General features: G+C 62.8%; 11 protein-coding genes. 4 read left to right on the top strand and 7 right to left on the bottom strand.

Annotated elements, in window-relative coordinates; genetic code table 11:
* Positions 1-133 precede the first annotated feature (133 nt).
* Positions 134-634: a hypothetical protein gene (locus tag Q4S45_RS03205; RefSeq protein ID WP_305509072.1), complete on the top strand. Its 501-nt coding sequence runs from the start codon at positions 134-136 to the stop codon at positions 632-634.
* 109 nt (positions 635-743) lie between these two features.
* Here the strand turns inward: Q4S45_RS03205 and Q4S45_RS03200 are convergent, their stop codons facing one another.
* From Q4S45_RS03200 to Q4S45_RS03175, 6 genes are all read right to left on the bottom strand, one after another.
* Positions 744-923: a CsbD family protein gene (locus Q4S45_RS03200; RefSeq protein WP_305509070.1), complete on the bottom strand. Its 180-nt coding sequence runs from the start codon at positions 921-923 to the stop codon at positions 744-746.
* A gap of 158 nt (positions 924-1,081) precedes the next feature.
* Positions 1,082-1,264, bottom strand: coding sequence for a CsbD family protein (locus Q4S45_RS03195; RefSeq protein WP_305509069.1), 183 nt, complete (start codon positions 1,262-1,264; stop codon positions 1,082-1,084).
* 71 nt (positions 1,265-1,335) lie between these two features.
* Positions 1,336-1,959 carry a bifunctional 2-polyprenyl-6-hydroxyphenol methylase/3-demethylubiquinol 3-O-methyltransferase UbiG gene (locus Q4S45_RS03190; RefSeq protein ID WP_305512034.1) on the bottom strand — a complete coding sequence of 208 codons (624 nt, stop codon included), beginning with the start codon at positions 1,957-1,959 and terminating at the stop codon, positions 1,336-1,338.
* Between the two features lie 63 nt (positions 1,960-2,022).
* Positions 2,023-4,041, bottom strand: a complete 2,019-nt coding sequence (locus tag Q4S45_RS03185) for a M13 family metallopeptidase (protein ID WP_305509068.1) — start codon at positions 4,039-4,041, stop codon at positions 2,023-2,025.
* Positions 4,042-4,233: 192 nt separating this feature from the next.
* Positions 4,234-6,285, bottom strand: coding sequence for a M13 family metallopeptidase (locus tag Q4S45_RS03180; RefSeq protein WP_305509066.1), 2,052 nt, complete (start codon positions 6,283-6,285; stop codon positions 4,234-4,236).
* Positions 6,286-6,318: 33 nt separating this feature from the next.
* Complete coding sequence (locus Q4S45_RS03175) at positions 6,319-8,946, bottom strand: M1 family metallopeptidase (RefSeq protein ID WP_305509064.1); 2,628 nt, start codon at positions 8,944-8,946, stop codon at positions 6,319-6,321.
* Positions 8,947-9,208: 262 nt separating this feature from the next.
* Between Q4S45_RS03175 and Q4S45_RS03170 the strand changes: the two genes are divergently transcribed.
* From Q4S45_RS03170 to Q4S45_RS03160, 3 genes are all read left to right on the top strand, one after another.
* Positions 9,209-9,487 carry a flagellar protein FliT gene (locus Q4S45_RS03170; protein ID WP_305509063.1) on the top strand — a complete coding sequence of 93 codons (279 nt, stop codon included), beginning with the start codon at positions 9,209-9,211 and terminating at the stop codon, positions 9,485-9,487.
* Between the two features lie 138 nt (positions 9,488-9,625).
* Positions 9,626-10,036 (top strand): hypothetical protein, encoded by a 411-nt coding sequence (locus Q4S45_RS03165; protein WP_305509061.1) that lies wholly within the window; start codon positions 9,626-9,628, stop codon positions 10,034-10,036.
* The gene (locus tag Q4S45_RS03160) at positions 10,033-10,593 is read left to right on the top strand and encodes a hypothetical protein (RefSeq protein WP_305509059.1); all 561 of its coding nucleotides are present in this window, start codon (positions 10,033-10,035) and stop codon (positions 10,591-10,593) included. The genes Q4S45_RS03165 and Q4S45_RS03160 overlap by 4 nt, the downstream gene beginning before the upstream one ends.
* 301 nt (positions 10,594-10,894) lie before the next feature.
* On the opposite strand, the gene Q4S45_RS03155 is transcribed toward Q4S45_RS03160, so the two are convergent.
* Entirely contained in the window at positions 10,895-11,917 is a 1,023-nt protein-coding gene (locus tag Q4S45_RS03155; RefSeq protein ID WP_305509057.1) for a FimV family protein, read from the bottom strand.
* Positions 11,918-11,987: the final 70 nt, after the last annotated feature.

The raw sequence follows: 11,987 nt of genomic DNA, 5'->3' as shown, positions 1-11,987 counted from the left end.
CGCGCGGGAAAGACACCGCACACGCCGCCCCCGAGTTGGCGAAAAGCAAGGCGGACGAACGGATTTCCTTTTACCGTAGGAGGGCTTGGCTAGATTCACCGAATATCCTCCCAACCAGCAAAAGGACGTACTCATGAAAATACGAACAGTTGCGGCATCCAGCTTGTGGCTCGGTTTGACATTCTTTGCGAACACCGTCTCGGCCAACGATTGTAGGGACGCTTTACTCGGTGATTTTGCCACTGAGCCAAACGGCAAGGCGGGATTACGAATCGAGAAGATCGACGGAAAAATCATCTCCCGAATGAAAAGCAATGGCGCATGGATGGCGGAATTTAATGAAACCCAAGTGATTTCTCCGGAACAACTGGCCAAGTTTTTCGACAATGAGGAACTGGCAGCAAGATCGTGTGGCTTGGGTGTTGCGGGTGTAGGAATGGTCCTGAAAATGCCGATTGGCACTGCGTATGAAGTGAGTTCACCCACCGAAAAATCATTTGTTCCCAAGCGGACCAAAAGCGGTTTTCTGGCGTACGCTGCGCAAGGGTTTGCTGTCTCGGCTGTCGATTTATACCAGGTTCACCACCAGGGTGAACCGAAGCCGAAGCCTGTTGCGCTTTCGAAGTCTCCTTAGGGAGAATACAGGTCCGGCTAAGCAAGAATCGTCGCTGCAAGCGAATGTGGAGTCCCCATGTAAAAACAGCCGCGAAATTCGCGGCTGTTTTGCTTTCAGGCGGACCGGATTAGTTGGTCGCGTCCTTGATCACTTCCTTGGCATCGCCCAGCTTCTCCTGGGTCTTGCCTTCGACCTGATTGGCCAGGCCTTTTGCCTGCTGGTCGGCGCTACCGACCAGCTTGCCCGCTTCTTCCTGAATCTTGCCGCCGATGTCTTTGAGCTTGCCGTTGACTTGGTCCTGGTTCATGGTAATTCTCCTCAAGTTGGTAAGCACATGCCGGAATGGCCATGCATTGAAGCCAGAATACCGCGCCAGGCTCAGCTCTTCTGTTAGGGAACGAACGTTGGCTGATCAATAAAAAAACAGCCGCGAAAATCGCGGCTGCGGTTTCAGTGCTAGGTCGATCAGCGATTGCCGCGATCCTTGATGACTTCCTTCGCATCGCCGGCTTTTTCCTGCAGCTTTCCTTCAGCCTGCTTCGCCAGTCCCTCGGCCTGTTGCTTGTTGCTGCCAACAACCTTGCCGACTTCCTCCTGGATCTTGCCGCCGATGTCTTTTGCCTTGCCTTTAACCTGGTCCTTGTTCATCTGGATCACCTCCTTCCGCGATTAGCAAGTCTCCACCTTAAGGCGCATCCACCACGCGCTCTGTTCGCCACTTAACTTACCGGCTTACGCCACACGCTTGCCAGCCACGGCTGCTGTTCGCGCGGCAAGCCCGCGGGCCGGTAGTAATGATGCACGTGGGAAAAACCTGCAGCGGTCAGATGATGCTGCCACGTATCGAAATCGTAATAGCTGCCGTAGCGCGGGCCGTTCCAGCCTTCCTCGTTGTGGCCGCGCGGATTGGAGCTAAACAGCACGCCGCCAGGTTTCAGCGAGGCGTACAGCTCGCCCAGCACCTTGGGCAGGACCACGCTGGGCACGTGGAACAGGGCGGCGTTGGCGAAGATGCCGTCGAACATGGCCGGCGGCAGGTCGAGGTGGAGGAAATCCTGCTGCCACACTTCGCAGCCGCTGTAGGCGCGCGCCATCTCGACGAAGTGGGAGGCGCCGTCCAGGCCGATGGCGCGGTGGCCGAGCGCGCTGAATGTCTTCAGGTCGCGGCCCGGACCGCAGCCGAAATCGAGGATGGTGAATGGCGGCGGCGCTTCGATGGCTTTCAACAGCGCGTCGATGTTCTGCGACACGTCGTGGTCGATGGTGCCGTCGAAAAACTGCTGCGCATGGCGCTCGTAGTGGTCGAGGGTGCGGCGCGAGATGTCGTCGAGGTCGTCGGTCATGGGAGTAGTTGGCAAACCAGGGTCTGACCCACCTGGGTCAGACCCGAATAGCTAAAGCCTACACTACCACACGCGCACGCGGTCGGCCGGCGCCAGGTACAGGCCCTGCCCCGGCTTGACGTCGAACGCCTCGTACCAAGCATCGAGATTGCGCGCGGTGGCGGCGCGGTACGCCGACGGCGAATGACCGTCCGACAGGATGCGCTGGCGCATCGCCGGTTCGCGCATCTTGTTGCGGTTCTTCAGCGCGTTACCGATGAAGAATTCGCGATCGCTCGCTACCGTCGCTTTGCCATCCATCGCCGCACGGTAGGCGTCGTACGACGCGCCCATGCCGGCAAGGTCGGCCAGGTTTTCGCTGAGCGTCAGCTGGCCGTTCACCGCGAGATCCGGGAAAGGCTTGTAGGCCGAATACTGCGCCACCAGCTTGGCCGACGCCGCCTTGAAGTGCGCCAGGTCTTCCTTGGTCCACCAGTCGCGCAGGCGGCCCTGCGCGTCGAACTGCGCGCCCTGGTCGTCGAAGCTGTGGCTCACTTCGTGGCCGATGGTGGTGCCGATCGCGCCGTAGTTCTGCGCGTCCGACGCCTTCGGATCGAAGTACGGCGCCTGCAGGTAACCGGCCGGGATGTTGATCGCGTTCTGCATCGGCATGTTGACCGCGTTGATGGTGTGCGGCGACATCGCCCACTCCGTGCGGTCGACCTTCTTGTGCAGCTTGCCGAACTGCTGCGCGGTGCGGAACTCCTCGGCGCGCACGGCGTTGCCGAAGGCGTCGCCCTGCTTCACGTCCAGGCCCGCGTACGACTGCCACTTGTCCGGAAAGCCGATGCCGACGTACAGCGTATCGAGCTTGGCATGCGCCTGCGCGCGCGTCGCCGGCGCCATCCAGTCAAGCTTGTCGATGCGCTTGCTGAAGGCGGCGATGATGTTGGTGGCCATCTGGCGCACCCTGGCCTTGTGCTCGGCCGGGAAGTAGCGGTCGACGTACATGTGGCCGACCGGCTCGCCCAGCGCGCCGCTGGTTGCCGCCAGCGCGCGCTTCCAGCGCAAGGTCTGCTCCGGCGTGCCGGACAACGCCTTGCCGTAGAAGGCGAAGCGCTGCTCCACAAACGCCTTCGACAGGTTCGGCGCGAAGTGGTTGATCTGATGGAAGGCGAGGAAGTCCTTCCACGTCGCCAGGTCGGTCGAGGCGACCAGCGCAGCGGCGCCCTTCACCGCGGACGGATGCCAGACGATGAATTTTCCTTGATCGCCGAGTTTGGCGGCCTTGAAGAACGCCGGCCAGTCGATGCCCGGCGCGTTGGCGCTGAAGTCTTTCAAAGTCCACTGGTTGTTGGCCTTCTGGATGTCGGCCGAGTCTTCGCGGCTGGCGTGCGATTTGGCGATCGCCATCTCCAGCGCCATCACCTTCGCGGCGCGCGCTTCGCTGTCGGCGTAGCCGGCCAGCGCCAGCATCGCGGCGATGTGCTGCTGGTATTTGGCGCGCAGGTCGGCCATGCGCGCGTTGTCGGTCAGGTAGTAGGCGCGGTCGGGCATGCCCAGGCCGCCCTGCAGGATGTAGGGCACGTTGTGGGCCGGGTCGTTCAGGCCCTGGGCGATCCACACGCCGAACAGGTTTTCGGTGAAGAAGTTGGTGGCGTTGAGCGGGTCGACGTCGGCGCGCAGCGATGCGCCCAGCGCGCGCTGCAGGGCCGCCTTGTCCTTGATGGCATCGATCTTCGCCAGCATTGGCTTGAGCGGCGCGCCGCCCTTCGCTTCGATCGCCGCTTCATCCATGTAGCTGTTGTAGAAGGCGGCGACCTTGCGTGATTCGGCGCTGGCCTTGGGATCGGCGGGCACCGCTTCGATCAGCTTCAGGATGCGCGCGTTGGTCTCGTCCGACATCACGGACGTCGCGCCCCATGCCGCGCGGTCGGCCGGGATCTCGGTTTTGGCGAGCCATTCGCCGTTGACGTAGTTGTAGAAGTCGTCGCCCGGCAGCACGGTCATGGCGGCGGGCTTAGTCTCCTGCGCGTGTACTGGGTTGATTGCCAACGCGGCGAGCACGATGGCGGTCTTGATTGGGGTCCAGCGGATGTTCATGGATGTTCTCTCGGGTCGGAAGAATGTCGTACCTGCGAAGGCAGGTACCTATACTGAATATGCTAGCGCCGATCGTTTGGCTCAGCATGGGTACCTGCCTTCGCAGGTACGACAAGCAAACTTTTTCTGGGTCTGACGCGAAGTGCGGGACTCTGCGTCTCCGTCAAACCCAGGTGTTGCTGTTACTTGAAATTACCAGACGCGCACGCGATCAGCCGGCGCCAGGTACAACGACTGGCCCTGCTTGACGCCAAACGCGTCGTACCACGCGTCGATGTTGCGCACGGTCGCGGCGCGGTACTGCGATGGCGCGTGGCCGTCGGTCATGACCTGGCGGCGCAGCTGCGCTTCGCGGATCTTGCTGCGCTCGCTGTGCGCGAAGCCGAGGAAGAACTGCTTGTCGCCTTCCGCAGTCGCCTTGCCGCCCAGCGTGGCGCGGTAGGCGTCATACGCCGCGGACAGGCCGGCCAGGTCGGCCAGGTTCTCGCTCAAGGTCAGGTTGCCGTTGATGGCCAGGTCGGGGAAAGGCTTGTAGGCCGAATACTGCGCCGCCAGCTTGCCCGAGGCCTTCTTGAAGTGCTCCATGTCCTCCTTGGTCCACCAGTCGCGCAGCTTGCCCTGGGCGTCGAACTGGGCGCCCTGGTCGTCGAAGCTGTGGCTGATTTCGTGGCCGATCACGGTGCCGATGGCGCCGTAGTTGGTCGCGTCGGACGCCTTCGGATCATAGAACGGCGGCTGCAGGATCGCGGCCGGGAACACGATCGCGTTCTGCAGCGGCATGTTGACAGCGTTGACCAACTGCGGCGGCATCGACCATTCGGTCTTGTCGATCTTCTTGTGCAGCTTGGCCAGCTCCTGCTTCGTGTGGAAGTCTTCGCCGCGCACCACGTTGCCGAAGGCGTCGCCCTTGACCACTTTCAGCGCGTCATACGAATCCCACTTGTCCGGATAGCCGACGCCGACATACAGCGTCTTGAGCTTTTCCTGCGCCTGCGCGCGGGTGGCCGGCGCCATCCAGTCGAGCTTTTCGATGCGCTTGCTGAAGGCGGCGATGATGTTGGTGACCATCTGCTTGATGCGCGCCTTGTCTTCGGCCGGGAAGTTCTTCTCGACGTAGACATGGCCGACCGGCTGGTCCAGCGCGGTGTTGGTGGCCGCCAGCGCGCGCTTCCAGCGCACCGACTGCTGCGGTGTGCCCGACAACGCCGTGCCATAGAACGCGAAGCGCTGGTCGACGAAGGCCTTAGACAGGTTCGGCGCGAAGTGGTTGATCTGGTGGAAGGCGAGGTAATCCTTCCAGGTCGCCAGGTCGGTGCTGGCCATCAGGGCCGCTTCGCCGGTGGCCGCGCCCGGGTGCCAGACGATGAACTTGTCCTGCCCTTTCAGGCCGGCGGCGTTGAAGAATGCCTTCCAGTCGATGCCCGGCGCCTTGGCGGCGAAGTCCTTCATGGTCCAGGTGTTGTTACCCTTCAGGACGTCGGCCGAATCCTCGCGCGTGGCGTGGGTCTTGGCGATTGCCGTCTCGAGCGCGAAGATCTTCGCGGCGCGCGCGTCGCTGTCGGCGTAGCCGGCCAGCTTCAGCATCGCCGCGATATAGGCCTGGTACTTGGTGCGCAGGTCGGCCATTTTCGGGTTCTGGTCCAGGTAGTAGGCGCGGTCCGGCATGCCCAGGCCGCCCTGCAGCAGGTAAGGCATATTGCGCGAGGTGTCGGTCAGGCCCTGGGCGATCCAGATGCCGAACACGTTCTCGGTGAAGAAGTTGGTGTTGTTGAGCGGGTCCACGTCTGCGCGCAGCGAGGCGCCCAGCGCGCGCGTCAGGCCGGCCTTGTCCTTGATGGCGTCGATCTTCGCCAGCATCGGCTTGATCGGCGCGGCGCCCTTTGCCTCGATCGCCGCTTCGTCCATGAAGGTGTGATAGAAGGTGGCGACCTTGCGTGCCTCGGCCGTGGCGTTCTTGTCGGTCTCGATGGCGTCGAACATCTTCACGATGCGTTGGTTGGTGTCTTCCGCAATCGACTGGAACGCGCCCCAGCTGCTACGGTCCCCCGGAATCTCGGTCTTGTCGAGCCACTCGCGGTTGGCGAAGTTGAAGAAGTCGTCGCCCGGCAGCATGGCCATGTTGGCCGTCTTTGCCGCAGGCGCGGTCTGCGCCGCGGTCTGCGCAAACGCCGGCGCGAACGCGAAGGCGGCGCCGCAAATGGCGAGGCTGACGGCGGTCTTGATTGGAGTCCAGCTGGTGTTCATGGTGTCCCTTTTTTTGAGTTTGACTGCGGTATTTTATTTCAATGCGGCGCGCAGCTGCGGCCACAGGCGCGCCTTGAGTGCGGCGCGAGTGCGGATGCCGTTGGCGACGCGCTCCGCATCGACCAGCGCCTCCGGCCCGAAGTGCTGCTTCACGTAGGTCTCCAGCATGTCGGCGTGCGCCGGATTCGACGAGCTGTAGACGATATTGCCGAACGCCCGGTTTTGTCCGAACGAGTCCTGGTTCTTCATCAGCGCATCGCGGTTGGCCACGGCGAATGCCCAGGCCTGGTCGATATGCTCGTTGGCGGCGACCGACGGCACGATCCACGTCGTCGCCTGCGCCGGCAAATGCGGCGAAAGCGCCATCTGCAAGGTGTGCGCGGCGAGCGCCGGATCCTGCGCCTTGGCCAGCGCGCTGCCGAGGCGGTTGCGTTCTTCGGTGCTCTCGGTTTGCATCACGCGCGCGGCCATTGCCTGGTAGGTTGCGGCGTCGGCGTAGCGGCCGGCCACGCCCAGGACGAAGCCGATCATCGACGGGCTGACGCTGGACGGATCGGCCAGGTAGCGCGCGAAGCGCTTCTGGCCTTCGGCGATGGCGGCCGGGTCGCCGGCGCGCGCCAGGGTGCCCGCCATCAGGGCACGCAGCTGGCGTTCCTCGGTCGTCTCGCCGGCTTTTTCGTCCCAGCCCATCTTCGCGAACTTCGGCGCGATCAGGTCGATTATGAAGCGGCGCACCAGCGGCCGCTCCGCTTCGCCCAAGGCGAGGTTGTCCAGCGTGGTCAGGTTGCCGAGGATTGCATCCCACACCGCCAGGCGCGGCTCGTCGCCGTACTTCGACACCAGCTTCAGGTAGCTGTCGAGCTGCATGCGGTCGGCCATGACCATGCCCCAGGCGTCGGCCTGCAGTTTCAGGCGCGTGGTGTCGGGCAGCTTGGGAACCTGCGCGGCCAGCGCGGCGAACGAGGCCTGGTCGTACTGCACGCGGAAGAAGCCGACGCTCATCGGGTCCACCACCAGCGCGCCATCGCAGCCGCCCTGCACCACCGTCGTCGAGGCGCCCGACAGCAAGGTGTAATAGGCCTTGCCGCCGACGGTGCCGACCTGCACCGGCACGTTCCAGAGGCGCTGCTCCTTGGCCGGCTCGTCGAGGCGGAACTGCTCCTGCGACAGCGTGACCTTGCGCTTACCGCCTTCGCACACCTGCGCCACCTTTACGACCGGGAAGCCCGGCTGGGTGGTCCAGTCGGACGCCAGCTTCTCCACCGGTTTGCCGGAAGCCTTCTCCAGCGCGGCCCACAGGTCGGCGCTGGTGGTGTTGGAGTACTGGTGCTTGGCGATGTAGGCGCGGATGCCCTTGCGGAACTGGTCTTCGCCGAGGTAGGCCTCGAGCATGCGCAGGAAGGCCTGCCCCTTGCCGTAGGTGATGCCGTCGAAGGCGCTGGCCGCCTGCGACTCGTTCAGGACCGGCGTCTGGATCGGGTGCGTTGTCTTGCGCGCGTCCTGGTTCATGACGCTCTCGCGGTTGACCTGGCCATCGAGGAAGGGCCGCCACTCGGGATGGAAATGGTCGGTGGCCTTGGCCGCCATCCACGAGGCGAAGCCTTCGTTGAGCCACAGGTTGTCCCACCAGGCCATCGTCACGAGGTTGCCGAACCACTGGTGCGCCACTTCGTGCACGTTGACGCGGAAGGTGTCCTGCCTGACGTTGTCCGGCGTGGTCTTCGGATCGACCAGCAGCGCCGACTCGTTGTACACGATGCCGCCCCAGTTCTCCATCGCGCCGTTGATCCCGCCCGGGATAGCGATCTGGTCGAGCTTCGCCAGCGGATACGGCACGCCGAAGTAGTTGTTGTAGTAGCGCAGAACGTCGCGCGTGACGGCCAGCGGATAGGCCGCGGAGGCGAGCTTGCCCTCGGTGGTGACGATGCCGATGTCGACGCCGTCCTGCTTGCCGGCCAGGCGTTCGAGTTCGCCCGCGACCAGCACCACCAGGTAGCTCGGCATCTTCGGCGTGACGCCAAACCAGATCCGCTGCAGGCCGCCTTCGAGCTTTTCCTGCTTTTCCACCGGCGTGTTGGAGTAGGCCTTGAAGCTGGCCGGCACGTCCACCGTCAGCTTGAAGGTCGCGCGGAACGACGGCTCGTCCCAGGTCGGCAGCATGCGCCGCGCGTCGGTCGGCTCCATCGTCGTCGCCAGCATTTTCTTGTCGACGCCGCCGGCCTTGTACTGCATGTGGAACATGCCGCGCCCCTCGCGGTTGATCGTGCCGCGGAATTTCAGCGCCAGCTTGTAGCGGCCCGGCGCCAGCGGACGCGAGAGGTGGAAGCTGAGAGTCTCCTGTTCCTTGTCGATCTGCGGCGCCAGTTTCAGCTCGCCGATGTCCCTGCCGGCCAGCGTCGCCGCGTCGATGTCGATGTTGACGGCGTTGAGCATGATGGTCGACGTCGGGCTGAGCACCTCGATTTCGACCGATTCCGAGCCGAGGAAAGTGTTGTCGGCCAGGTTGGGAACCAGGTGGGCGGCGTACTGCAGGGGAATCACGTCCTTCGGCAGCTTGCCGGGCGTGGCGCTGAATTTGTAGGGGGCTTCGGCGTGGGCGGCGAAGGCGGCGACGGCCAGCGCAACGCCGGTGGCCAGTCGCTTGGCAGGAAACTGTCTCATGGGATCCTTGTTGTTTTTGAAAGTCAGGTTGGCATAACTACCGCAGCGTGCACTCTAAAGGAGCGGCGCCGTTGCATGCGCACAAATGCGACGAACTGCAAAAAGCGGGGCCAGAGCGTCGAAATCGCGGAATGGCGGGCGGCGCAAGGGTAACAAATTGAAAGAATTTTCAATTATTTTTCAAAACACCCTAAAGTTTGCTTTGCCGGGACCGTTACGTAGAGACACGCGGTGATCCGCCCCAAACAACGATGGTGCAAGAATGACATCAAATGACGTACTGAACATGTACGAGAGCCTCGCAGGACTGACAGCCAAGATGTCGCTGGCAGCCCAGGCAGGTGATTGGACTTCGCTGGCCGCGCTGGAAAAGCAGTGTGCGACCCATGCCAAGACGGCTGAGACGGGCGTGCCTGCCCTGTCGGGCGCCTCGCGCATGCGCAAGATCGACCTGCTCAAGCAGATCATGGCCAACGACCGCGCGATCCGCGACGTGACCGAGCCGTGGATGAACAATGTGATGGCGGAAGCCGCGCACTAAGCGCCTTGCCGTCGTATAAAAAGCGGGCCTCTTCGGAGGCCCGTTTGCTTTCCGGCGTTCCACAACGCGAATATCATTGACTTTATAGCCGAAGCTCCCCATGATTATTGGGTAAAGCAGATCATGCGGGAGTCTTCCATGGGCAAGGCAAAAATCGGATTTGAGGTGGATGAAAGGGATCTGGCCACGGCCAAGGCTTATGTCGCCAAGCATGGCGGGTCACTCAACAAACTCGTCTCCGCCTTGTTCGCTTCGCTCGGCCAGGATGAGGCTGACCGAATGCCGGTGCTCGATCCAGCGACAAGCACTCTCATGGAGGTAAGCACGGGCAAGCTCTCGATCATGGAAGCGGCCCGCCGGCTTGAGCTGCCTGACGCCGGCTATGTGCTCCATCGATTAGCGGAGAAGGGCTTGCCACTGCCGCGCTTGCCTGATGATTTTGTAAAAAGGCAACTAGACGAGGCTCGTCACGCGCTGGACGCATGCCTGGTTGAGCCGGAGACTGGTGTCAAAAAACGCCGAGAGGCCCGCCGCCAGACCGCAGCATGATGCGCCTCTTGATTCCCGATGCTGGCCCACTTTTCTCGTTGGCCGCAGGGAATCTGCTTCCTCTTTTAGCCAAATTCAATGTGGGCATTACCGACATCGTCCGCGATGAGACGATCAGCCGTGGAAACCTGCCCAACGCCTCTGCCGAAGCGCAGGCGCTGCTCGCCTACTACAATCAAAATGCGCAGAATATACAGACCTTTACGACTCAGGTAGGGGTTCGCATCGCCGCCCTTCGAACGCTGAATCCCGGATATAAAACGCCCCACAACCTCGGCGAACTTTCAATACAAAGTCTGCTTATCGACTTGCAGCTGACGGCGCCCGGATCCGACCCAGTGATTCTATTTGAGGATAATTGGTTTTTCACCAATGGGGCTATGCTAGCGAGACCTTGCACTTTAATTAGCACCCAAGCGTTTTTGGAATATGCGGAAAGCAAAAAATGGATCGCATCCGCGGAACAGGCCAGGCAGGCAATCGCCCAGAACCGCCCGTATGCGTATAGCGGAAGCACGACGATTCTTAATACTTCGCCCCCTGGCTTCTCACCTTGACCGAACAAAAAAGCGCCCCGGAGGGCGCTTTTTTGTGGAATTCTGGAAGGCGAACACCAGGTATCTCCTGGCGTCGCCTCTGGCCGGTTGCATCCGGCGTCCGCGCGGCATTGTCGCCGCACAGACCGCTTCCAGGACAGGCGTTTCCTCAACGATCACCTGTTGTCGCGCCACGCTATCGGTGGTGGCTGCGCCAGGCCTCTGCCCTGTTTTTTGCAGTCCCTCGGGACCACGAAATCGAGTATAGCTGAAAAAGCAATCTTGTGTAGACAAATTTTAAATTATGCAAAGTTTCGCATAATCATCCCGCCACGGGCTCCGCTTCGGGCTCGGGCTCGAGTTCATTTTTCTCCGCCGGCTTCAGCCGGTCGCGCACGCTGGCGATAAAGCGCGGCATCGCTGCCTGGGCCGCCTGCGCCCTGATCTTCACCTCTTTCTTGCGCTTGCCGCGCCGGATCATGGCCAGCAGACCGGCCAGCGCCAGCATGATGAAGCCGGCGATGCCGATGAACAGCCATGGCGTCTCGCCGACCGGTTTGCTCACCGGCTCGCCCATCGGCGACAGCTTGGCCGGCAGCGGCTTCGCAGCCGGGGGATGCGCCTTGGCGACCGGCGCTGGCGCCGCAGCGGGAGCCTTGGTCGCCTGCAGCGCGGCGCCCAGCGTTTTCACTTTCTCTTCCAGTTCGACGATGCGGCCGCTCAGCGCGGCATTCTTCGCGTCGAGCATGGCGGCGGTGCGGATCTGGGCCGCGGTGAACGGCTGCGGCGCGGGCGCCGCGTGCACCACTGCGGGTTTCGGAGCCGGCGCAGGCGCTGCCGACTTCACCGGAATCACCGGCGCAGCCTTCACGGCAACCGGTATCGGCGCCGGAGCCGCGGCCACGGGCGCAGCGGGCGCAGACGCAGGCGGTGGTGGTGGCGGCGCCGGGTTTGGATCGGGCGTAAACCACAGCGTCGCCTGGCGCACCGACGGCTGGCCGTTTTCCGTCAGGGTGAAGAAGGCCAGCAGGTGGTCGGCATCGACGATTTTGGACGACGCGATGTGCAGGAACCGCCGTCCGTCGCGCCGAACGATGGTGATGTTCAGCCCCGCCAGCGCCGGATGCATGGCAACGCTGGCGCCGCGATAGACCTCCGGATCGGCCAGCGCCGCCTGCACCACCGCGGTGTCGCTGGCCAGCCCGGTCAGCTCGATGTCGGCCGACAGCGGCTGGCCGATGTGCGAGCGCACCAGGGCGTCGCCCAGTTCCACCGCGTGAACGCAGCAAGACAGGCCGGACAGGATGATGGCGCTTCCGAGGCGCGCAACGTGGCGACGAAACATGGTGGAACCGATCAGCGGTGACAATTGGACATCAAAAAAAGCGTACTACCAACGTCGTTAACGTGCGTTG

Origin of the sequence: Massilia sp. R2A-15 (genome assembly GCF_030704305.1) — a bacterium.
GTDB lineage: Bacteria > Pseudomonadota > Gammaproteobacteria > Burkholderiales > Burkholderiaceae_D > JAFCUW01.
The sequence above is the reverse complement of the archived record's forward strand: the minus strand, read 5'-3'. Positions and strand labels throughout refer to the sequence as shown.